Genomic DNA, 20337 nt, shown 5'->3' with positions numbered 1-20337 from the left:
CATAGACCCATGGCCCCTACTGAGGGAGCGCCTTACGGGCGACCGTAAAACCATGAACACCCGCACCGTCCGCCACCTCGGCCCCAACTGGTACGCCACCGTCATGGGCACCGCCATCGTCGCCACCGCCGGTTCCGCCGCCCTGCCGGGAAGGGGCGCCGCGTACGAGGCCGTGTGGGCGCTGGCCGCCGTCGCCCTGCTCGTGCTGCTCGTGGCACGCGCCACGCACTGGGCGCGCCACCCCGACCAGGCCCGCCGGCACCTGGCCGACCCGGCCGTCGCGCCGTTCTACGGCTGCCTGGCGATGGCCCTGCTCGCGGTCGGCGGCGCGACCCTGTCCGTCGGGTCGGGGGTCGTCGGCGTGCGAGCGGCCGTCGCGGCCGACGCGGTGCTGTGGGTGGCCGGTACGGCGCTGGGTCTGGCGGCGGCGACGGCCGTGCCGTACCTGATGGTCACCCGGCACAGGATCGACGCCGGCAGCGCCTCCCCCGTGTGGCTGCTGCCCGTGGTCGCGCCGATGGTGTCCGCCGCGCTGGGCCCCGCGCTCGTACCGCATCTGCCCGCGGGGCAGTGGCGGGAGGCGATGGTGCTGGGCTGTTACGCGCTGTTCGGGATGAGCCTGCTGGCGACCCTGCTGATCCTGCCGGCGGTCTTCTCCCGGCTCGTCCACCACGGCCCGCTGCCGCTCGCGCTGACCCCGGCGCTCTTCCTGGTCCTGGGTCCGCTGGGCCAGTCGACGACCGCCGTGAACAACCTCGCCGACGTGGCACCGTACGCGCGGGGAATGGCGGCCTTCGCGGTGCTGTACGGCGCTCCGGTGATGGGGTTCGCGCTGCTGTGGCTGGCGATCGCCGCGGCGATGGCCGTCCGCGCGTTCCGGCGCGGCATGGGCTTCACCATGACCTGGTGGGCCTTCACCTTCCCCGTCGGTACGTGCGTCACGGGCGCCGCCGGGCTGGCGCGCCACACCGGTCTGCACGCCCTCACCTGGCTCGCGGTGGGCCTGTACGCGCTGCTCGTGGCGGCCTGGGCGGTCGCCGGTGCCCGTACGCTGCGCGGGCTGGTCAGTGGCCGGCTGCTCGAAGGGCCGCGCCCAGTACGGCAGGTGCTTCCGTCAGCGACGGTCCGTACCACGTGAGGTGGCGGCCGTCGACGAGTGCGCAGGGCAGCCCGGGGAACGCCTCCGGGCCGTCGTCGGCGGTGAAGCGGTACGGCTCGTCGGGCAGGACGACCAGCTCGGCGCCGCACGCGTTCAACTCGCCGATGGGGACGCGCGGGTAGCGCTCGGAGTGGCCGGCGTGGACGTTGGCCACTCCGAGGCGGGCGAGCACGTCGCCGGCGAAGGTGTCCCGGCCGAGGACCATCCACGGCCGCCGCCAGACGGGCACGACGGCGCGGACCCCGGGGGCGTCGGCGCGGACGTCCCGCCAGGCGTCCTCCGCGTCCACCAGCCAGCCGGGCCGGGGCAGCCCGCAGCCGTCGACCAGGACCCTCTCCAGTTCGCCGAACGCCTGCGGGAGGGTGCGCACTTCGGTCACCAGGACGTTCAGCCCGGCGGCGCGCAGCGCGGCCAGGTCGGGGGCGCGGTTCTCCTCCTCGTTGGCGAGGACGAGATCGGGCGCGAGGGCCGTGATCCGGGCCGGGTCGGGGTTCTTGGTGCCGCCGACGCGGACGACGTCCAGTCCGGCGGGGTGGTCGCACCAGTCGGTGGCGCCCACCAGCAGTTCGGGGGCGGTCCCGGCCACCGCCTCGGTGAGCGAGGGGACGAGGGACACCACGCGGCGTACGGCACGGCGAATGGGCATGATCACACCGTACGCCCGGGTGCCGGGCCGTACCGGAGCTGCGGCCCGTGACCGAGGAGGACCGGCGGCGAGGGCTCGTAACGGCGACGGGCCCCGCGCACCGACGGGTGCGCGGGGCCCTTTACGTGGTGCCGCTCAGGCGCCCGCGGGTGCGAGCCTGTCGAGCATGTCCGGGTGGGCGTCCAGCCAGCGGCGGGCGGACTCCTTCTCCTTGCCCTTGCCGCCGTTCTGGAGCTCGGCCTCCAGGGAGGCGAGCTCCTTCTCGGACATCGTGAACTTCCTCATCCAGTCGGCGACCTTGGGGAAGTCCTCGGCGAAGTCCTTCTTGCCGATGGTGTGGATCTGCTCACCGGAGCCCCAGACGCCCTTGGGGTCCTTGAGCTTCTTCAGGTCGTACTTGGCGTACGCCCAGTGCGGGGACCACAGGGGGACGACGATGGGCTGCTTCTTGTTGTACGCGCGGTCCAGCTCGGCGAGCATCGTCGAGGTGGTGGAGGAGACGACCTTGTACTCGCCGTCCAGCCCGTACTCCTTGAGCACCTTGCTGTTGAGCATGCCCATGTTGCCGGCGCTCGACTCGATGCCGACGACCTTTCCGCCGAACTGCCCGCCCTTGCCTTTGAGATCGTCGATCGAGTTGACGTCCTTCATGTAGGAGGGCACGGTCAGCTCCAGCGAGGTCGGCCCGTACCAGGTGCCCAGGTCGGTGAGCCGGTCGCGGTAGAGCTCCCAGTAGCGCTTGTGGGTGGTGGGCAGCCAGGAGTCGAACTGCACGTCCATCTGCCCTTGGGCGAGGGAGGTGTAGAGCGGCCCGGGGTCGAGCTGCTTGACATCGGGCTTGTAGCCGCGGTCCTCCAGGACGTTCTGCCAGAGGTAGGTGGTGGCGACGGCCTCGTCCCAGGGGAAGTAGCCGAGCTTGATCCGCTTGCCGTGGCCGATGTCGGCGCCCGCGGCAACGGTCTCCTTGCCGCCGCCGGCCATGTTCATTCCGCCGGCGACGAGCGCGAGGACGACGACACCGACCGTGGCGACGGCGGTGCCGGGGCGGTAGCGCAGCACGGTCGCGTACGCGGCGCCGCGCGCGGTCGCGGCGGCCTTGGCCAGGGCGCGCCGGCCGAGCGGGGAGACCCGCTGGTTGAGGGCGCCGGTCATCCGGTCCACGTAGATGGCGAGGATGACGACGGCCAGGCCGCTCTCGACGCCGCCGCCGATGTCGACCTGGGTGACGGCCGCGTACACGGCCTCGCCGAGGCCGCCCGCGCCCGCCATGCCGGCGATGACGACCATGGACAGGGCCAGCATGATGACCTGGTTGACGCCCGCCATGATCGTGGGCAGTGCCAGCGGCAGCTGGACGCGGGTGAGGGTGTCGCGCGGGGTGGTGCCGAAGGCCCGTGCCGCCTCGACGAGTTCGCCGTCGACCTGGCGGATGCCGAGCTCGGTCATGCGCACGCCCGGCGGCATGGAGAAGACGACGGTGGCGATCAGGCCCGGCATGGGGCCGATGGAGAAGAACATCACGCCGGGGATCAGGTAGACGAAGGCGGGCATCGTCTGCATGACGTCCAGGACGGGACGCAGCGCGCCGCTGACGGCGCGGCTGCGCGACGCCCAGATGCCCAGCGGCACGGCCATCAGGAGTGTGATCACGCTCGCGACGAGGACGAGGGAGAGCGTCGCCATCGCCTCGTCCCACATCTCGAAGGAGTCGATGAGCGCCAGGCCGGCGAAGGCGGCGACGGCGGCGAGGAGGCCGCGCAGGTACCAGGCCACGACGGCGAGAATGCCGGCCATCAGCAGCGGGTGGGAGGCGCCGAGGACGGCGTTCACCCCGTCGTACGCACCGGTGAGCACGGTGCTGATGGCGTCGAACAGCCAGTTCAGATGGGTCTGGAGCCAGCTGACGGCGGACTCGACCCACTGGCCGAAGTGGATCCTAGGCACCGGCGGTCACCGCTTCCTTGGGCTCGTCGGCCGGAGCGGCCGCGGGTTCGTCGGCCAAGGCCGCCAGCAGCCGGTCACGGGTGACGACGCCGGCGAGTGCGCCGCGGTCGTCGACGACGGCGACGGGGCTGCCGCCGCGGGCGAAGAGGGGGAACAGCTCGGCGACGGGCGTCGCGGCGGTGACGGTGCCGGGCGAGGCCGCGAGGACCTCCCGGGCGCTGTCGCCGGCGGCCGGCGCGTCCATGATCGATCCGGCGGTGAGGACCCGGGAGCGGTCCACGTCCTGGATGAAGGAGGCGACGTAGTCGTTGGCGGGCCGCAGGAGGATGTCCTCGGCGGTGCCGTTCTGGACGATGCGGCCGTCGCGCATGACGGCGATGCGGTCGCCGAGGCGCATGGCCTCGTTGAGGTCGTGGGTGATGAAGACGATGGTCTTCTTCAGGCGCGTCTGGAGGTCGAGCAGCTGGTCCTGCATGTCGCGGCGGATCAGCGGGTCGAGCGCGCTGAAGGACTCGTCCATCAGCAGCAGGTCGGCGTCGGTGGCGAGCGCGCGGGCGAGCCCGACGCGCTGCTGCATGCCGCCGGACAGCTCGTCCGGCCAGGAGGTCTCCCACCCCTTGAGGCCGGCCAGCTCCAGGGCCTCGGCGGCCCGCTGCTCGCGCTCCGCGCGGGGGACGCCCTGCACTTCGAGGCCGTAGCCGGCGTTCTCCAGGACGCTGCGGTGCGGGAAGAGCGCGAAGTGCTGGAAGACCATGCTGATACCGCGCGAGCGCACGTCGCGCAGCTCGCGCGGTGAGAGGGCGGTGAGGTCCTGGCCGTCGTAGAGGACGCGTCCGGCGGTGGGGTCCAGCAGCCCGTTGAGCATGCGCAGCAGGGTGGACTTGCCGGATCCGGACAGACCCATCACCACGAAGATCTGGCCGGCCTCGACCTCGAAGGAGGCGTCGATGACCGCCGCGGTGGTGCCGTCCGCGCGCAGCTCGTCGCGGCCCGCGCCGCCCTCTAGTCGTTGGACGGCGGCCTCGGGTCGGGTGCCGAACACCTTGTACAGGTGCTCGGCCTGGAGCCTGGACACATAAACCTCTCGGGTCGAACTCAGCGACGTCCCGGCATCCCCCTTCGGGCCGGGACGTGGAGCGGTGCGGTTCCGGTCCCCGTGCCCGCCGCGACGCGGTGCGTGGTGGCGAGGTCCGCTCCGGTGCCGCGCCTGCCCCTCTTTATCCGAGGCAAACGGAACAGTGATCCACTTCACATGTCCGCGCGGGCCTGTCAGTGGGATGCGGCATGATCGGGGACGTGACGCGACGCCTGATGCTCCTCGACACCGCCTCCTTGTACTTCCGCGCGTATTTCGGCGTGCCGGACTCCGTACGGGCCCCGGACGGCACGCCCGTGAACGCGGTGCGCGGCCTGCTCGACTTCATCGCCCGGCTGGTCCAGGACCACCACCCGGACGACCTCGTGGCCTGCATGGACTTCGACTGGCGGCCCCAGTGGCGGGTCGAGCTGATCCCTTCCTACAAGGCGCACCGGGTGGCCGAGGAGGTCGCGGGCGGCCCGGACGAGGAGGAGACCCCCGACACCCTCTCGCCGCAGGTGCCGGTGATCGAGGCCGTGCTCGACGCGGTCGGCATCGCCCGCGTCGGCGCCGTGGGGTACGAGGCGGATGACGTGATCGGCACGCTGGCCGGGCGGGCGGACGGCCCGGTGGACATCGTCACCGGCGACCGCGACCTCTATCAGCTCGTGGACGACCGGCGCGGGGTGCGGGTGCTGTATCCGCTCAAGGGCGTCGGCACCCTCCAGGTCGTCGACGAGGCGCTGCTGCGGGAGAAGTACGGCGTGGACGGCGCCGGCTACGCCGATCTGGCGCTGCTGCGCGGCGACCCCAGCGACGGGCTGCCGGGGGTGCCCGGTGTCGGCGAGAAGACGGCCGCCAAGCTGCTGGCCGCCCATGGCGACCTGGCCGGGATCATGGCGGCGGCCGCCGACCCGGCGTCGGGGCTGACGCCGGCGCAGCGCAGGCGCCTGCAGGAGGCGGGCCCGTACCTGGCGGTGGCGCCGAAGGTGGTGCGGGTGGCCTCCGACGTGCCGCTGGCGCCGTTCGACACGGCCCTGCCGAAGGAGCCGCGCGACCCGATGACGCTGGAGGAGCTGGCCGCCCGGTGGGGACTGGGCGGATCTCTGCAGCGATTGCTCACCGTTCTGGCCGGCTGAGCTGTTAAGTTAGGTCTACCTAACTTAGGTAATGCTTGTTTCAGCGTCGTCAGCATGTCAGGGGAGACAGCCATGGCAGACCGTCCCGTCCGGAAGAAGCCTCAGCTCAACCGCGCGCGGGTGCTGCGCACGGAGCGGCTGACGCCGCACATGGTGCGGGTCGTCCTGGGCGGCGAGGGGCTCGCGGAGTTCGGGGCAGGTGAGCACAGCGATCACTATGTGAAGCTGCTCTTCCCCGTCGACGGCGTCGCCTATCCCGAGCCCTTCGACATGGAGGTCATCCAGCGCGAGATGCCGCGCGACCAGTGGCCGCGGAAGCGCACGTACACCGTGCGCTCCTTCGACCGGGCGGCGCGCGAGCTGGCCATCGACTTCGTCGTCCACGGCGACGAGGGCCTGGCCGGCCCCTGGGCCGCGGCCGTAGAGCCGGGCACCGAGGTGTTCTTCCTGGGCCCCGGCGGCGCCTACTCCCCCGACCCCGCCGCCGACTGGCACCTGCTGGCGGGCGACGAGAGCGCGCTGCCGGCGATCGCCGCAGGCCTGGAGCGGATGCCGGCGGGCGCGGTCGTGCACGCCTTCGTCGAGGTCGCGGACGCCGCGGAGGAGCAGCGCCTCGACCTGCCCGAGGGCGTCGAGGTCACCTGGCTGCACCGCGCGGGCACCCCGGTGGGCGAGGCGCTGGTCAAGGCCGTGTGCGCGCTCGACTTCCCGGCCGGTGACGTCCAGGCGTTCGTGCACGGCGAGGCGGGCTTCGTGAAGGAGCTGCGCCGCCATCTGCGCGTGGACCGCGAGATCCCGCGCGAGCGGCTGTCGATCTCCGGGTACTGGCGCCGGGGCCACGACGAGGACGGCTGGCAGGCGTCGAAGCCGGCGTGGAACCAGCAGGTCGAGGCGGAGCAGGAGAGCCCGCGGGCGGACGCTCCCGCCGCGTGACCCGGGGCCGGGACGAGCACCCGGGACAAACGCTCACAGCCCGGCCCAGGCGCCCGGGAGTCGACGCGGGCGCGGGCCGCCGGGGCGGGCGTCGCTATCCTCGCCCCATGACCCGTGGCCCCATATCCCGTGCCCGCACAGCCCTGACGGGCGCGGCCGCCGCCGCGCTCGTCCTCACGGCCACGGCCGACGCCTGGGCGGACCCCTCCTGGTCGGTCACCGGCGGCGCGCCGACGCAGCGGGGCCGCGAGGTCACGTACACCGTGACGATCGACGAGGGCACCCTCGACGACAACAACGGCTACGTCACCCTCGAATCGCCGGCCTTCGTCAAGAAGGTCACCATCAAGGCGAAACGTTTCCGGGAAGGCAAGAACGGCCTCCACTACGCCCAGGCCGCCGGCATGGTCCTCTGTGACATCACCCCCGGCCACTACCCCGTGGCGCTCAAGGACCACGGCGAGGGCAAGGCCCTGGACACCGCGGAGCTGACGGTGGTGCCGGAGATGGACCCCGGCAACCGCGACTTCTGCGCAGGCCCCCGGAGCTACGACGAGGTCGCCGACAAGACCAGCGAGGCCGCCCTGGCCGGCGAGGACGAGGAGGACGGCGGCCCGGGCACCGGGACGCTGATCGCCGTGGGCGCGGGCTCCGCCGTCGCCGCCGCCTCCCTCACCGCGCTGGGCATCTACGCCCTCGTACGCCGTCGCGCCCGCGCGGCGGCCGACGCCCCCGCCACGGAGGACGACGACCGCTCCTGGTAGCACCGCGCCGCGTGGCCGGGACCGGCCACGCGGCGCAGGGGTGCGAGCGGTGTCAGCTCACCGACGAGTACGCCACCACACCGCGCAGCAGCCCGTCGACCGCCTTGCGGGCGTTGCGCGCCACGGGGCTGCTCTGCGGCGCCGCCGCCGCGACCTGCCCGAGGACGTCGATCAGCTGCTTGCACCAGCGCACGAAGTCGCCCGCCGGCATCTCGATCTCGCGGAGCACCTCGTCCAGGCCGTGCCCCGACGCCCAGCGGTACGCCGCCCACGCGAAGCCCAGGTCCGGCTCGCGCTGGCCGACGCCCTCCGCCTGGTTGATCCGGTGCTGCTCCTCCAGGGCGTCCAGCCGGCCCCAGATGCGAACCATCTCGCCGAGCGCCTCCTGGGCCGGGCCCGTCGGCAGCCTCGGCGGCGCCGCGTCGTCGGCCGCCCTCGCCTCGTACACCAGCGCCGAGGCGCACGCCGCCAGCTCGGCGGGCTGGAGGTCGTCCCAGACACCGTCGCGCAGGCATTCGGACGCCAGCAGGTCCAGCTCGCCGTAGAGCCGCGCCAGCCGCCGGCCGTCCTCGGTCACCTCGTCCGACCGCAGATAGCCCAGGTCGGTCAGGAGCGCGCAGATCCGGTCGAAGGTGCGGGCGATGGTGTTCGTACGGCCCTCGATGCGCCGCTCCAGCTGGCGGGTGTCGCGCAGCAGGCGGTGGTAGCGCTCGGCCCACCGGGCGTGGTCCTCGCGCTCGTCGCAGCCGTGGCACGGATGCGCCCGGATCGCGGCGCGCAGCCGGGTGATCTCGGTGTCGTCGGTGGCCGCCGCGCGCTGCTTGCGGTGCCGGTCGGGCTCGATGTGCCCGGCCTTGGTGCGCAGCGCGGAGGCCAGGTCGCGCCGCGACTGCGGGGAGCGGGCGTTGAAGGACTTCGGGATGCGCATCCGCTCCAGCGCCTCGACCGGCACCGGGAAGTCGATCGGCGCCAGCCGCTTGACCTGCCGCTCGGCGGTCAGGACGAGCGGGCGCGGGCCGTCCTGGGCGTCGAAGCCGCGGTGGCGGTCCGTACGGCCCGCGGGCAGCCCGGGGTCCAGCACCAGCGCCAGGCCCGCGAACTTGCCCGTCGGCACGTGGATGACGTCGCCGGGCTTGAGCCTCTCCAGCGCCGCCGCGGCCGCCGCCCGGCGCTGGGTGGCGCCCTGCTTGGCCAGCTCGGTCTCCCGGTCCTTCAGCTCGCGGCGCAGCCGCGCGTACTCCTCGAAGTCGCCCAGGTGGCACTCGACGGCCTCGCGGTAGCCCGCCAGGCCCTCCTCGTTCTTCTGCACCTGCCGGGAGATCCCGACGACGGACTTGTCCGCCTGGAACTGCGCGAAGGACGTCTCCAGCAGCTCCCGCGAGCGGTGCCGCCCGAACTGCGAGACGAGGTTGACCGCCATGTTGTACGACGGCTTGAAGCTGGAGCGCAGCGGGTACGTGCGGGTGCCGGCCAGGCCGGCGAGCGCGGTCGGGTCCATGGCGCGCTGCCACAGCACGACCGCGTGCCCCTCGACGTCGATGCCGCGCCGGCCGGCGCGGCCGGTGAGCTGGGTGTACTCGCCGGGGGTGATGTCCGCGTGCTGCTCGCCGTTCCACTTGACGAGCTTCTCCAGGACCACCGAGCGGGCCGGCATGTTGATGCCCAGGGCCAGGGTCTCGGTGGCGAAGACGGCCTTGACCAGGCCCTTGACGAACAGCTCCTCCACGACCTCCTTAAAGGTCGGCAGCATGCCGGCGTGGTGGGCGGCGATGCCGCGCTCCAGGCCCTCCAGCCACTCGAAGTAGCCCAGGACGTGCAGGTCCTCGTCGGGGATGGAGGCGGTGCGCTCCTCGACGATCTCCCGGACCCGGGCCCGCGCCTCGGTGTCGTTGAGCCGCAGCCCCGCGTACATGCACTGCTGCACGGCGGCCTCGCAGCCCGCGCGGCTGAAGATGAAGGTGATCGCGGGCAGCAGGCCCTCGGCGTCGAGCCGCTCGATGACCTCGACCCGGCTGGGCGTCCAGATCCGGCTGCGCTGGCGCCGCTCGCGCTCGCGGTCGGCCTCGCGGAGATTGCCGCGCCGCTTGTCGCGGCCGCCGAAGGGGCGGCTGTTCTCCATCCGGGCCAGCCGTACGAGGTCGGGGTTGACCTCCTTGCGGCGGGCGCCCGGGGTGGCCTCGCGGCTGTTCTTCTCCTCGAAGAGGTCGTACATCCGCCGGCCGGCCAGCACGTGCTGCCACAGCGGCACGGGCCGGTGCTCGGAGACGATCACCTCGGTGTCGCCGCGCACGGTGTCCAGCCAGTCGCCGAACTCCTCGGCGTTGGAGACGGTGGCGGACAGGGAGACCAGGGTCACCGACTCCGGGAGGTGGATGATGACCTCCTCCCAGACGGCGCCGCGGAAGCGGTCGGAGAGGTAGTGCACCTCGTCCATGACCACGTAGCCGAGGCCGATGAGCGCGGGCGAGCCCGCGTAGAGCATGTTGCGCAGCACCTCGGTGGTCATCACCAGCACCGGGGCGTCGGCGTTGACGCTGTTGTCGCCGGTCAGCAGGCCGACCTTGGCGGCGCCGTAGCGCTTGACGAGGTCGGAGTACTTCTGGTTCGACAGCGCCTTGATGGGGGTGGTGTAGAAGCACTTGCGGCCCTGGGTGAGGGCCAGGTGGACGGCGAACTCGCCCACGATGGTCTTGCCGGATCCGGTCGGTGCCGCGACCAGCACGCCCTTCCCCGCCTCCAGGGCCTTGCACGCCTCTATCTGGAAGGGGTCGAGCTCGAATTCGTACATCTCGCGGAAGGGCGCGAGTGCGGTGGCCTGCTCGGCGGCGCGCACCCTCGACAGGGCGTAGCGCTCAGCAGGGGACATGTCGTCGGTCATCTTGTGTACGAGCCTACCGGGGACCCCCGGCACCGCACCCGATCTTTATCGAGCTCCCAGGAGCCGCACGGCGCCCGGCACCGTGACGGCGGTGAGCGGCAGCGGGCCGAGCGGCTCGCCGTCCGCGTAGCCGGTCACCCCGGCCGCCGCGAGCCGCACGGCGGCCGCCCGGTGGACGGTGACCTTCGGATGTCCCAGGTGGGTGCCGCGGTAGACCTTCGGGAAGACCCTCAGGAGCGTGGTGCGGCTGCACGGGCCGACGACGGTGACGTCGAACATCCCGTCGTCCAGGCGCGCGCCGGCGCAGATGCGCATGCCGCCGCCGTACGAGCCGCCGTTGCCGACCGCCACCAACGTGGCCTCGACCTCCAGCTCGGGCCCGTCGTCGAGGGCGATGCGGTAGGCGACGGGGCGCAGGGCGGCCAGCTCGGCGATCATCGCCACGTCGTACCGCAGCCGCCCGGTGGGGAACCGCATCCGGTTGCCGCGGTCGTTGACCCGCGAGTCGAAGCCGGAGGCCAGGACCGTGCCGAACCAGGTGTCGCCGGCCCTGCCGAGGTCCACGGCCCGGCCGCCGTCGCCCTTGAGCGCCTCGGCGACGACCCGGCCGGCCGCCATGGGGTCGCGCACCGGCAGGCCGGCGGCGCGGGCGAAGTCGTTGCCGGTGCCGACGGCCACCACGCCGAGCGGGGTCGTGGTCCCGGCGACCGCTTGAAGGGCGAGCGAGGTCATGCCGTCGCCGCCGACGGCTATCAGCGCGCCCGTGCCCGCGGCCACGGCCTCCCGGGCCCGGCGCAGCGCGTCCACCGCGTTCTCGCCCAGGACGGTGCGGACGGAGAAGCCGGCGTCGCGCAGCACCCGGGCCGCGGGCTGGGCCGCGCCCGCGCCTCGTCCGCGGCCTGCCGTCGGGTTGACGAAGAGGGTGATTTCGCTGGTCACCCGCCGGACATTAGCGGGTCGGCGAACGCCGTGGGGCGGCCGCTGCGACAGCGGCCGCCCCACGGCGGAGAGAGGTTCCGGACGCGTCAGGTGACGTCGTCGTAGCCGCTGCGGGCGGCGGGCCGGTCCTTGAGAGCCGGCAGCGCCTCGGAGTCGCCGACCGGTTCCGGGGAGAGGTCCAGCGGTGCGGCCTCGTCGTCGTCCAGCAGGCGGTCGGGGTTGCGCCGCTCGCGGCGCTTGTCGTTGAGCATCGAGAACCCGACGGCGCCGAAGTACAGGACGATGATCGGCACGGCGAGGACGCACATGCCCAGGGGGTCGGTGCTCGGCGTCGCGACCGCGCCGAAGACGAAGACGCCCATGACGACACCGCGCCACCACTTGGCCATCGTCCGCCCGGTGACCATGCCGGCGATGTTCATCATGACCAGTATCAGCGGCAGCTCGAAGGCCAGGCCGAAGACGAGGATCATCCGGACCGTGAAGTCGAGGATGTCGTCGAGGTTGAGGGTGTTGGCCGCGGAGTCCGGGGTGATGCTCAGCAGCACCCGCATGCTCGTGGGCATGATCGCGTAGGCCAGGTAGGCGCCGGCGACGAACAGGGGCGCGGCCGTGGCCACGAAGGCGACCGTGTACTTCTTCTCGCTCTTGTGCAGACCGGGCGCGAGGAAGGCCCACAGCTGGTAGAGCCAGATCGGCGCGGAGACGGTGACGCCGGCCAGCAGGGACACCTTCACCGTGGTGGTGAACGGCGACGCCAGGCTGTTGAAGACCAGGACCGCGCAGTTGCCGCCGCGGCTCTGGCTCAGGTCCCGGCCGGGGCACTTGGGCACGGGGGCGGACAGGAAGTCCATGATCTGCTTGTTGTAGAACGCGGCGACGACGGCCACCACGACGATGGCCAGGACGGCCTTCGCCAGGCGGTTGCGCAGTTCACGCAGGTGCTCCGCGAGCGGCATCCGCCCCTCGGGGTCCTTCTCCTTCTTGCGGGCAGACTTGAGCAACCCACGTCCCTATCTCGTGCGGCAGACGGACGCCGGAAGCGGCCCGTCCCAATCGTCCCTCGGTCGGTACTGCGTCGGTGCTGTGCCGCGCGGCGCGCAGGCCGCGCCGCGTCAGTGCTGCGTCGTGCGGTCGCCCGGCTCGGTCACCGGACGGGCACCGGTGACGTCACCGGGAGCGGCCTTGATCGTACGAGGGGTCTGGGAGGCGGGCGGGTCGGCCGGGGCGGAGGCGTTGTCCTGGCCCTCGGACTTCATGGCCTTCGCCTCGCTCTTGAGAATGCGGGCGGACTTGCCGAGGGATCGCGCCATGTCCGGAAGCTTCTTCGCACCGAACAGCAGGACGATGACGACGAGAATAAGAATGATCTCGGGGGCGCCGAGCCTTCCGAACATATGCGTTTACCTTCTCACCGAAGCGGCATGGGGGTGGGGCTGCCAGCCTGATCGGACATTTGTCCATCAGTCGTACGGCAGCGATCGTAACGCGCAGGGGTAAACGCTGGGCAATCCCTGTGCGTACGCCCGGCTGCGACCCTCCGCCTCGTCAGCAGGGTCGGCCCAAAACAGCGTACCGCCAGGCCCGGGACCCCAGGGAAGGCCGGGACCGGGGCGGCCCGCCCCGGTCGTCAGTCCTGGCGCGAAGTGTGCGCGGCGTGCGCGGCGAGCGGAGTGGCCGCCCGTTCGAGATCCTCGGCCGCGCGGGTGATCCGCCGCGAGCTCTCGGACACCTGTCCGGCCAGTCTCCGCACCTCCACCAGGACCCGGGCGGCGAGCACGCCGAGCACGGCGATGCCACAGAAGGCGAGGGCGACGGCGAGCATGGGCCAGAACATGGGGCGAGCCTATCGGGGCGGGGGAGATGGCCGGATTCCGACGGTCGGAACGGGGTCGTACGGATCGCACCGTACGCGGCGCTTCGTACGGATCACCCCGTCCCGGCGTCGCACGGATCACATGACGGGATCACGCCGTGCGGATGCGGATCACACCGAGGAGTGCAGCCGCAACGTGCTCACCCCGCCGCCCGTCAGCAGCTCCACGATCCGCTCCCCCGCCGGCTTGCGGACGGCCGCGCCGCAGTCGGGGCAGGTGAAGGAGTAGAACGTGGTGCGGTGGCTGGCCCCGATCGCCAGCCGCAGGGCGGCGGCGGCCAGCTCGAAATGCCCCCGGCAGTCGGGACAGGCGGCCTTGAAGGTCGCGGCGGCGCTCCTGCGCGTGTCCATCCCCGGCCCCCTCACTCGCCGTACGCCGCGAGCGCCTCACGCGCCGCGTCCCGGGCGCTGTCCGCCAGCTCCGGCGGGGTGACGATCCGCCCGTCGCGGCCCAGGCGCAGCGCCAGCCGGCGCAGGGAGGCCGGCTCGGGCGTGCGCAGGGTGATCCGCAGGCCGCCCTCGGGCAGCTCCTCGGCCTCGTCGTGCGGGTAGTACTCGGCGACCCAGCGGCCGCCGGGCCCGACCTCGACGACGACCTCCGGGTCCTCGGCGGCCGGCTGCACCAGTCCCTCGGAGAGGTCGCGCAGCTCCACCGGCGGCGGGTCGGACGGTTCGTCCAGCAGCCGGATCTCGGCCACCCGGTCCAGGCGGAAGGTGCGCCGCGCCTCGGACAGGCGGCACCACGCCTCGACGTAGGTGTGGCCGACGGCGAACAGCCGGATCGGGTCGACCTCGCGCTCGGTGAGCTCGTCGCGCGCGGGAGAGTAGTAGCGCAGCCACACCCGGCGGCGCTCGGCGATGGCCCGGTCGACGTCGGCGAAGACACCGCCCTCGGACTCGAAGGTGACCGACAGCCGGGAGCTGGCGCCCGCGGCCTCGCCGGCCGCGGCCTCGATCTTGGCGGTGGCGCGCACCAGGGCCTGCCGGTCGCTCTCCCGCAGCCCCGGGAGGGTGGCGACGGCGCGGGCGGCCACCAGCAGCGCGGTGGCCTCGTCCGCGGCGAGCCGCAGCGGCTCGCCGGTGCTGGTGCCGGAGGCGTCGGGGTTGTGCCACCAGATGCGGTCGCCGTCGGTGTCGATGTCCAGCAGATCGCCGCCGCGGAAGCTGGTGCCGCACATCGGCAGCACGTCCAGGTCACCGATCAGCTCGTCCTCGGTGATGCCGAAGGCGCGCGCCACGTCGGCGACCCGGGCGCCGGGGCGCTCCCGCAGATATGTGACCAGCGACAGCATCCGCCGCGTCTGGTCGATGGCGTTTCCGGCCATAAGAAGTCGGTTCCGTTCCCTTCCGCTCTCGTCTGCTCTGCTCTGGTCAGCCCTTGGCCACGGCGCGCAGCCGGTCGACCACGTCGGCCCGCAGCTCGGCGGGTTCCAGGACGATCACATCGGGTCCGAACTCCACCAGCCAGGCGTCCAGCCCGCGACCGTAGGGAATCTCCAGCTCGTCCCAGCCGTCCCCGGCCTCGTGGCTGGACAGGGCGCGGGCGCGCAGCGGATAACCGTGGCCGGCGCGCACCTTGATCCGGGCGGTGCCGGTGGCGGTCTCACCCGCCCAGGTCTCGACCGTCCCGCGGACGGTGACGTGGTCCGGCACCGGAGCGGTGAACGGGATGCCCCGCGAGCGCACCCGGCCGGTGATCCGGGAGAGCCGGAAGACCCGCTCGGCGCCGCGGTCGCGGTCCCAGCCGGCCAGGTACCAGTGGCCGCGCCAGCACTCCAGGGCCCACGGCTCGACGTGGCGCTGCTCGGGGCGGGCGGCGTTGGCCTTGCGGTAGTCGAAGATCACCGGTCGGCGGTCGCGGGCGGCGAGCATCAGCGGCTCGAAGGCCGCCTCGTGGACCGGGATGCGCGGTTCGAGGGCGCTGTGGATCTCGTACGGATCCTCGGCGAGCGGCATCCCGGCCGCGCGCAGCTTCTGCAGCGCGCCGCTGGCGGCGCCGGCCAGGCGGGCCTGCTGCCACACCTTGGCCGCCAGGCCCAGCGCGGCGGCCTCCTCGATGTCGAGGGTGATCGGCGGGAGGCGGTTGCTGTCCCGGCGGGCGAGGTAGCCGGTCTCGCCGTCGAGGCTCTCGACCGTCTCGATGATCAGGCCGAGCTCGCGCAGATCATCCTTGTCACGCTCGAACATCCGGTTGAAGGCGTCGTCGCTCCCGGTCGCGGCGTCCGACAGCCCGAAGGCTTCGCGATAAGCCTCGATCGAGGTCCGCAACTCCCGCTTGCTGAGCGGACGACGCGTGCCCAGCAGGCACAGCGCCAGGTTCATCAGCCGCTCGGCCTTGGCAATCGCCATCGACGCCCTCTCTACTTGTGCTCTCAACCGTTGACCGTACCGCTCCGGGCTCCTCCGGCAAAAGCCGAGGGCCCATGCCCGCAGGCATGGGCCCTCGGCCCGGTGTGCACGGCCGGGTCAGACGGAGACCAGGTCGCAGACGAAGATCAGCGTCTCGCCCGGGGCGATCGCGCTGCCGGCGCCACGGTCGCCGTAGGCGAGGTGGGCGGGGATGATCAGCTCGCGGCGGCCGCCGACCTTCATGCCCTGGACACCCTGGTCCCAGCCGGCGATGACCTGGCCGACACCCAGCTGGAACTGCAGCGGCGCGCCGCGGTTCCAGCTCGCGTCGAACTCCTCGCCGGTGGAGAAGGCCACGCCCACGTAGTGGACCTTGACCATGTCGCCGGCCTTGGCGACGGCGCCGTCGCCCTCCCAGATGTCCCGGATCTTCAGGTCGGCCGGCGGCTCGCCACCCGGGAAGTCGATCTCGGGCTTGTCGATGCTCACGAAATTGCTCCTACGAAAGAATCTTGTAGACAACCGTGCAAGTCTGGCAGATGTCCGACGGTGGAATCGGCCGACGCGATCACCGGAAGCGATCGGAAGCGATCGGCCCGGTCCATGGGGCAGGCGGTCAGCCGATGCCCAGGATGTCGACGACGAACACCACCGGCGAGTCGAACTGCTTCTGCTGCTCGGCCGTCAGAGCGCTCTTCGGCACGACCATCAGCACCCGGCTGCCGACCTTCTTGCCGGCCAGACCCTCCTGCCAGCCCGGCAGGCTCTTCAGCGCCACCGACTGGATGCCGCTCTGGCTCCAGGTGTTGTCCAGCGGCTTGCTGTCCTTCCAGAGGAACGCCTCGAACTGCGTCTGGACGGTGTCGTCCTTGCCGACGGCCTTGCCGTTGCCCTCGATGATCGTCTCGGACTGCTGCTTCTCCGGAGCGTCACCCTTGGGAATGGTGACCGAGGGGGCCTTGCCGTCGGTGTTCGTGCCCACCTTCGGCAGCGCCTCGTTCTTCTGCTCGACGACCTTGCCCTCGGGCTTGTTCGACGTGACGCTCTTCAGGTCCACGACGAAGACGAGGGTCGACTTGGGCGGAATCGTCTGACCCTGACCCTGGTCGCCGTAACCCTTGTCCGGCGGGATGACCAACTCGACGCGGCTGCCCAGCTTCTGACCGACCAGACCCTCGTCCCAGCCCTTGACGACCTTGCCGGTGCCGATCTCGAAGGTGGCCGGCTGGCCGCGGTCCCAGCTGTTGTCGAAGACCTTGCCGTCCCACAGCTGGCCCAGGTAATTGGCCGTGAGGGCGTCACCCTTCTTCAGGGTGGCGCCGTCGCCCTCCTTGAGGACCTTGACCTTCAGGTCCTTGGGCGGGTCGCCCGCACCCTTTTCGATCTTCGGCTTCTTGTCCGCCGCACCACTGACCGCGGGCGGCTCACCGGACTTGCCGGAGTCATCGCTGCCGCACGCCGTAGCGGTGACTAGCAGAAGGGGGGCGATCAGCAGGGCTGCGATTCGGCGCACAGAAATCCCTCGAGACGGGCGGCGGTCGGACACAATGGACGGGGCCACTCTAACCATGGCACGCAACAGCGGTGGAGCCCGTGCTCACCGGCCCCACCGCCGTCCGCCCGTACGGCGGCCGCACCACCGCCACTACATCCCGGCGATCAGCTTCTCCACCCGGTCGTCCACCGACCGGAACGGGTCCTTGCACAACACCGTGCGCTGCGCCTGGTCATTGAGCTTGAGGTGCACCCAGTCGACCGTGAAGTCACGGCGCTGCTCCTGTGCCCGGCGGATGAAATCGCCGCGCAGCCGGGCCCGGGTGGTCTGCGGGGGCACCGACTTGCCCTCGAAGATCTTGAGGTCGTTGCACACCCGCGCCGCCTGGCCGCGCTTCTCCAGCAGGTAGTACAGCCCCCGCCGGCGGTGGATGTCGTGATACGCCAGATCTATCTGGGCGACCCGGGGATGCGACATCGTGATGTTGTTCTTCGCGCGGTACCGCTCGATCAGCCGGTACTTCATCACCCAGTCGATCTCGGTCTGGATCCGGTCCAGGTCCTCGTCCCGGATCGCCTCCAGCGTGCGGCCCCACAGCTCCAGGACCCGCTCCACGGTGCCCGTACGGATCCCCCGGCGCTCGCAGAAGTCCACGGCCTTCTCGTAGTACTCCTGCTGGACCTCCAGGGCGGAGGCCTCCCGGCCGCTGGCCAGGCGCACCTTTCGTCTGCCCGTGATGTCATGGCTGACCTCGCGGATCGCCCGGATCGGGTTCTCCAGGGTCAGGTCGCGCATCACCGTGCCCGCCTCGATCATGCGCAGAACGAGGTCGGTGGCACCGACCTTCAGCAGCATGGTCGTCTCGGACATGTTCGAATCGCCGACGATCACATGCAGCCGGCGGTACCGCTCCGCGTCCGCGTGCGGCTCGTCCCTGGTGTTGATGATCGGGCGCGAACGCGTCGTCGCGGAACTGACGCCCTCCCAGATGTGCTCGGCGCGCTGGCTCACGCAGTAGACCGCGCCCCGCGGCGTCTGCAGCACCTTCCCCGCGCCGCACAGCAGCTGCCGGGTCACGAGGAAGGGGATGAGGATGTCCGCGAGCCGGGAGAACTCGCCGTGGCGGGCCACGAGGTAGTTCTCGTGACAGCCGTAGGAGTTTCCCGCCGAGTCCGTGTTGTTCTTGAACAGATAGACGTCGCCCGCGATCCCCTCCTCGTGCAGGCGCCGTTCGGCATCGACGAGCAGGCCCTCAAGAATGCGCTCGCCCGCCTTGTCGTGGGTGACCAGCTCGATCACGCTGTCGCACTCGGGAGTTGCGTATTCCGGGTGCGAACCCACGTCGAGGTAGAGACGAGCACCGTTGCGCAGGAAGACATTGCTGCTGCGCCCCCAGGAAACGACACGGCGGAAGAGGTAGCGCGCCACTTCGTCAGGTGACAGTCGGCGCTGTCCCCTGAACGTGCACGTGACGCCGTACTCGTTCTCCAGCCCGAAAATGCGGCGATCCATGCCTGAACATTACGCCTGATGCCCTGCGCTGAAACCGGGTTCGACAGCACCGTTCCGATCATTTTCCGACCGGGCCACGACCGTCGACCGGGCCGCGGGAGCTCCCAGGGAGCGCCGCGCCAGCACCAGGACCAGCAGGGCGGCCACGCCGCCGCCCACCGCGACCATGAACCCGGCCCGCGCCCCGCCGTGCTCGACCGCCGGGCCCACGAAGGCGGTACCGATGGCCGCGCCCACACCGAAGGACGTCACCAGCCAGGAGAACGCCTCCGTGACGGTGCCCCGCGGCGCGTGCCGGTCCACGACCACGAACGCGCAGGCCAGCGAGGGGGCCAGGAAGACGCCGGCCACGCCGGCGAGGATCGTCATGGCGACGACGCCGGGCATCAGCAGCAGCGGCAGGTAGCCTAGGGCGAGGCCGCCGACGAGCACCCGCAACCGCTGCTCCGGGCTGCCCGGCCACTGCCGGGCGCCGTAGATCGAACCGCCGATGAGGGCGCCGACGCCGAGGGCCGAGAGCAGGTAGCTGGCGATGTCGTCGCCACCGTGACCGTCGCCGTAGGCGACCGCCGCCACGGCGATCGAGCCCAGCGCCGAGCCGATGAAGAAGAACGCGCCGAGCAGCACCAGCAGCCCGCGCGAGCGCAGCGCGCCGAGCCAGTGCGCCTCACGGGACTCGCTGCGCCACTTCCGGGACGGCGGCGAGGTGACCACCGCGAGCGCGCCGATGAGGCCCAGCACGCTGAGGACGAACAGCGCGCCGGCCTCGGACCAGTACCCCACGATCCGGATGACGATCAGCGGGCCGACGACGTAGATCAGTTCCTGGGCGATCGCGTCGAGGGAGTACGCGGCGTGGATGTCGTCCTCGCTCTTGAGGACCGAGGGCCACAGGGCCCGCAGTCCGCCCTCCAGCGGCGGCGTGAAGAAACCCGCGATGATCATGGCAAAGTAGGACAGTGGCAGCGGATCCAGGCCGACCACCGCGAACAGCGTCATGCCGAGTGCGGCCAGCACGGCCGAGGGCAGCATGACGCGCGGCTGGCCGAAGAGGTCGACGGCCCGGCCGAGCAGCGGCTGGCCGAAGGCGTTGGCCACGCCGTAGACGGCGGAGAGCGCTCCGGCGAGGGTGTAGCTGCCGCCCTCGGCGCGCACGAAGAGGACGATCGCCAGCGCGGCGGTCGCGTTGGGCAGCCGCCCCACCAGGGTGCCGGTCAGCAACCGCGCGGCATGCCGCGTCCTGAGCATCTCGACGTAACCGCCGCCCGCCCCTGCCATGATCCGCCTCTCGTTCGGCCCGGGTCGTTTTCGACCGAGCCCTTCCGGTTTTACGTATAACTAGCGACGTTATACGTACCATGGCCGCAGCCCGCGGGTCCAACCGCCGCGGGCCGAAACCGGGGAGGAAGCCAGTGACCAGCGGCGGAGAGAACGACACGGGGGTAGCCGCGGGCCCCGGAGGGGGCGCGGTGCGCGCGGGGGCGCGGGATGGTCACGGTGACGCGCCACGGGGCGCTCGGGCGAGCGGCCGGGCGGGGGCGGCAGAAGGCCCTGACCTCGGCGGCCGACCGTCCCGAGCCGGGGCGCCCCCGGCCGGTGATACGGCGGGGGGCGCACCCTTGGGC

At 71.9% G+C, this 20337-nt stretch carries 19 protein-coding genes; 4 read left to right on the top strand and 15 right to left on the bottom strand.

From position 1 onward, the window contains the following. Positions 1-52 precede the first annotated feature (52 nt). Positions 53-1138 carry a TDT family transporter gene (locus tag J7E86_RS14365; protein ID WP_215082039.1) on the top strand — a complete coding sequence of 362 codons (1086 nt, stop codon included), beginning with the start codon at positions 53-55 and terminating at the stop codon, positions 1136-1138. On the opposite strand, the gene J7E86_RS14360 is transcribed toward J7E86_RS14365, so the two are convergent. The 3 genes from J7E86_RS14360 to J7E86_RS14350 all read right to left on the bottom strand — a co-directional run bounded on the left by J7E86_RS14360 (position 1065) and on the right by J7E86_RS14350 (position 4824). Further along, on the bottom strand, positions 1065-1805 hold the full coding sequence (locus tag J7E86_RS14360; RefSeq protein WP_215082038.1) for a helical backbone metal receptor: 741 nt from the start codon (positions 1803-1805) through the stop codon (positions 1065-1067). The two genes, J7E86_RS14365 and J7E86_RS14360, sit on opposite strands and share 74 nt — an antisense overlap. A gap of 135 nt (positions 1806-1940) precedes the next feature. Beyond that, the gene (locus J7E86_RS14355; RefSeq protein WP_215082037.1) at positions 1941-3749 is read right to left on the bottom strand and encodes an ABC transporter permease/substrate binding protein; all 1809 of its coding nucleotides are present in this window, start codon (positions 3747-3749) and stop codon (positions 1941-1943) included. After that, positions 3742-4824, bottom strand: coding sequence for a glycine betaine/L-proline ABC transporter ATP-binding protein (locus J7E86_RS14350; protein ID WP_215082036.1), 1083 nt, complete (start codon positions 4822-4824; stop codon positions 3742-3744). The genes J7E86_RS14355 and J7E86_RS14350 overlap by 8 nt, the downstream gene beginning before the upstream one ends. Positions 4825-5060: 236 nt before the next feature. On the opposite strand from J7E86_RS14350, the gene J7E86_RS14345 reads away from it, so the two are divergent. The 3 genes from J7E86_RS14345 to J7E86_RS14335 all read left to right on the top strand — a co-directional run bounded on the left by J7E86_RS14345 (position 5061) and on the right by J7E86_RS14335 (position 7663). Next, complete coding sequence (locus tag J7E86_RS14345; RefSeq protein WP_215082070.1) at positions 5061-5966, top strand: 5'-3' exonuclease; 906 nt, start codon at positions 5061-5063, stop codon at positions 5964-5966. Between the two features lie 72 nt (positions 5967-6038). Further along, entirely contained in the window at positions 6039-6899 is an 861-nt protein-coding gene (locus J7E86_RS14340; protein WP_215082035.1) for a siderophore-interacting protein, read from the top strand. Between the two features lie 107 nt (positions 6900-7006). Beyond that, positions 7007-7663 (top strand): hypothetical protein, encoded by a 657-nt coding sequence (locus J7E86_RS14335; RefSeq protein ID WP_215082034.1) that lies wholly within the window; start codon positions 7007-7009, stop codon positions 7661-7663. Positions 7664-7715: 52 nt separating this feature from the next. Here the strand turns inward: J7E86_RS14335 and J7E86_RS14330 are convergent, their stop codons facing one another. The 12 genes from J7E86_RS14330 to J7E86_RS14275 form a co-directional block, all read right to left on the bottom strand. Next, positions 7716-10541: an RNA helicase gene (locus J7E86_RS14330; RefSeq protein ID WP_215082033.1), complete on the bottom strand. Its 2826-nt coding sequence runs from the start codon at positions 10539-10541 to the stop codon at positions 7716-7718. 45 nt (positions 10542-10586) lie between these two features. After that, positions 10587-11480, bottom strand: coding sequence for a diacylglycerol kinase (locus J7E86_RS14325; RefSeq protein ID WP_215082032.1), 894 nt, complete (start codon positions 11478-11480; stop codon positions 10587-10589). 86 nt (positions 11481-11566) lie between these two features. Beyond that, entirely contained in the window at positions 11567-12484 is a 918-nt protein-coding gene (tatC, locus tag J7E86_RS14320; RefSeq protein WP_251019131.1) for a twin-arginine translocase subunit TatC, read from the bottom strand. 111 nt (positions 12485-12595) lie between these two features. Continuing rightward, complete coding sequence (tatA, locus tag J7E86_RS14315; RefSeq protein ID WP_215082031.1) at positions 12596-12877, bottom strand: Sec-independent protein translocase subunit TatA; 282 nt, start codon at positions 12875-12877, stop codon at positions 12596-12598. Between the two features lie 233 nt (positions 12878-13110). Then, entirely contained in the window at positions 13111-13317 is a 207-nt protein-coding gene (locus J7E86_RS14310) for a hypothetical protein (RefSeq protein WP_215082030.1), read from the bottom strand. A 150-nt stretch (positions 13318-13467) separates the two neighbouring features. Beyond that, positions 13468-13707 (bottom strand): hypothetical protein, encoded by a 240-nt coding sequence (locus tag J7E86_RS14305; RefSeq protein WP_215082029.1) that lies wholly within the window; start codon positions 13705-13707, stop codon positions 13468-13470. Positions 13708-13718: 11 nt separating this feature from the next. Continuing rightward, positions 13719-14681: a YafY family protein gene (locus J7E86_RS14300; protein WP_215082028.1), complete on the bottom strand. Its 963-nt coding sequence runs from the start codon at positions 14679-14681 to the stop codon at positions 13719-13721. A gap of 46 nt (positions 14682-14727) precedes the next feature. After that, a complete protein-coding gene (locus J7E86_RS14295; RefSeq protein ID WP_215082027.1) occupies positions 14728-15705 on the bottom strand; it encodes a YafY family protein in 978 nt (325 codons plus the stop codon). Between the two features lie 117 nt (positions 15706-15822). Continuing rightward, a complete protein-coding gene (locus tag J7E86_RS14290) occupies positions 15823-16194 on the bottom strand; it encodes an FKBP-type peptidyl-prolyl cis-trans isomerase (protein ID WP_215082026.1) in 372 nt (123 codons plus the stop codon). A 127-nt stretch (positions 16195-16321) separates the two neighbouring features. Further along, positions 16322-17218 carry an FKBP-type peptidyl-prolyl cis-trans isomerase gene (locus J7E86_RS14285; RefSeq protein WP_215082025.1) on the bottom strand — a complete coding sequence of 299 codons (897 nt, stop codon included), beginning with the start codon at positions 17216-17218 and terminating at the stop codon, positions 16322-16324. A 132-nt stretch (positions 17219-17350) separates the two neighbouring features. Next, positions 17351-18712: a Pup--protein ligase gene (gene pafA, locus J7E86_RS14280; RefSeq protein ID WP_215082024.1), complete on the bottom strand. Its 1362-nt coding sequence runs from the start codon at positions 18710-18712 to the stop codon at positions 17351-17353. Positions 18713-18721: 9 nt separating this feature from the next. Then, positions 18722-19990 carry an MFS transporter gene (locus J7E86_RS14275; protein ID WP_251019128.1) on the bottom strand — a complete coding sequence of 423 codons (1269 nt, stop codon included), beginning with the start codon at positions 19988-19990 and terminating at the stop codon, positions 18722-18724. Between the last annotated feature and the right edge of the window lie 347 nt (positions 19991-20337).

The organism is Streptomyces sp. ISL-11, from assembly GCF_018614525.1.
GTDB lineage: Bacteria > Actinomycetota > Actinomycetes > Streptomycetales > Streptomycetaceae > Streptomyces.
The sequence above is the reverse complement of the archived record's forward strand: the minus strand, read 5'-3'. Positions and strand labels throughout refer to the sequence as shown.

Coding starts and splice junctions, on each gene's coding strand:
- J7E86_RS14295 (WP_215082027.1), bottom strand. CDS start 15,705: ATGGCGATTGCCAAGGCCGAGCGGCTGATGAACCTGGCGCTGTGCCTG.
- pafA (WP_215082024.1), bottom strand. CDS start 18,712: ATGGATCGCCGCATTTTCGGGCTGGAGAACGAGTACGGCGTCACGTGC.
- J7E86_RS14300 (WP_215082028.1), bottom strand. CDS start 14,681: ATGGCCGGAAACGCCATCGACCAGACGCGGCGGATGCTGTCGCTGGTC.
- J7E86_RS14330 (WP_215082033.1), bottom strand. CDS start 10,541: ATGACCGACGACATGTCCCCTGCTGAGCGCTACGCCCTGTCGAGGGTG.
- J7E86_RS14310 (WP_215082030.1), bottom strand. CDS start 13,317: ATGTTCTGGCCCATGCTCGCCGTCGCCCTCGCCTTCTGTGGCATCGCC.
- tatA (WP_215082031.1), bottom strand. CDS start 12,877: ATGTTCGGAAGGCTCGGCGCCCCCGAGATCATTCTTATTCTCGTCGTC.
- J7E86_RS14340 (WP_215082035.1), top strand. CDS start 6,039: ATGGCAGACCGTCCCGTCCGGAAGAAGCCTCAGCTCAACCGCGCGCGG.
- J7E86_RS14365 (WP_215082039.1), top strand. CDS start 53: ATGAACACCCGCACCGTCCGCCACCTCGGCCCCAACTGGTACGCCACC.
- J7E86_RS14275 (WP_251019128.1), bottom strand. CDS start 19,990: ATGGCAGGGGCGGGCGGCGGTTACGTCGAGATGCTCAGGACGCGGCAT.
- J7E86_RS14305 (WP_215082029.1), bottom strand. CDS start 13,707: ATGGACACGCGCAGGAGCGCCGCCGCGACCTTCAAGGCCGCCTGTCCC.
- J7E86_RS14335 (WP_215082034.1), top strand. CDS start 7,007: ATGACCCGTGGCCCCATATCCCGTGCCCGCACAGCCCTGACGGGCGCG.
- J7E86_RS14360 (WP_215082038.1), bottom strand. CDS start 1,805: ATGCCCATTCGCCGTGCCGTACGCCGCGTGGTGTCCCTCGTCCCCTCG.
- J7E86_RS14345 (WP_215082070.1), top strand. CDS start 5,061: ATGCTCCTCGACACCGCCTCCTTGTACTTCCGCGCGTATTTCGGCGTG.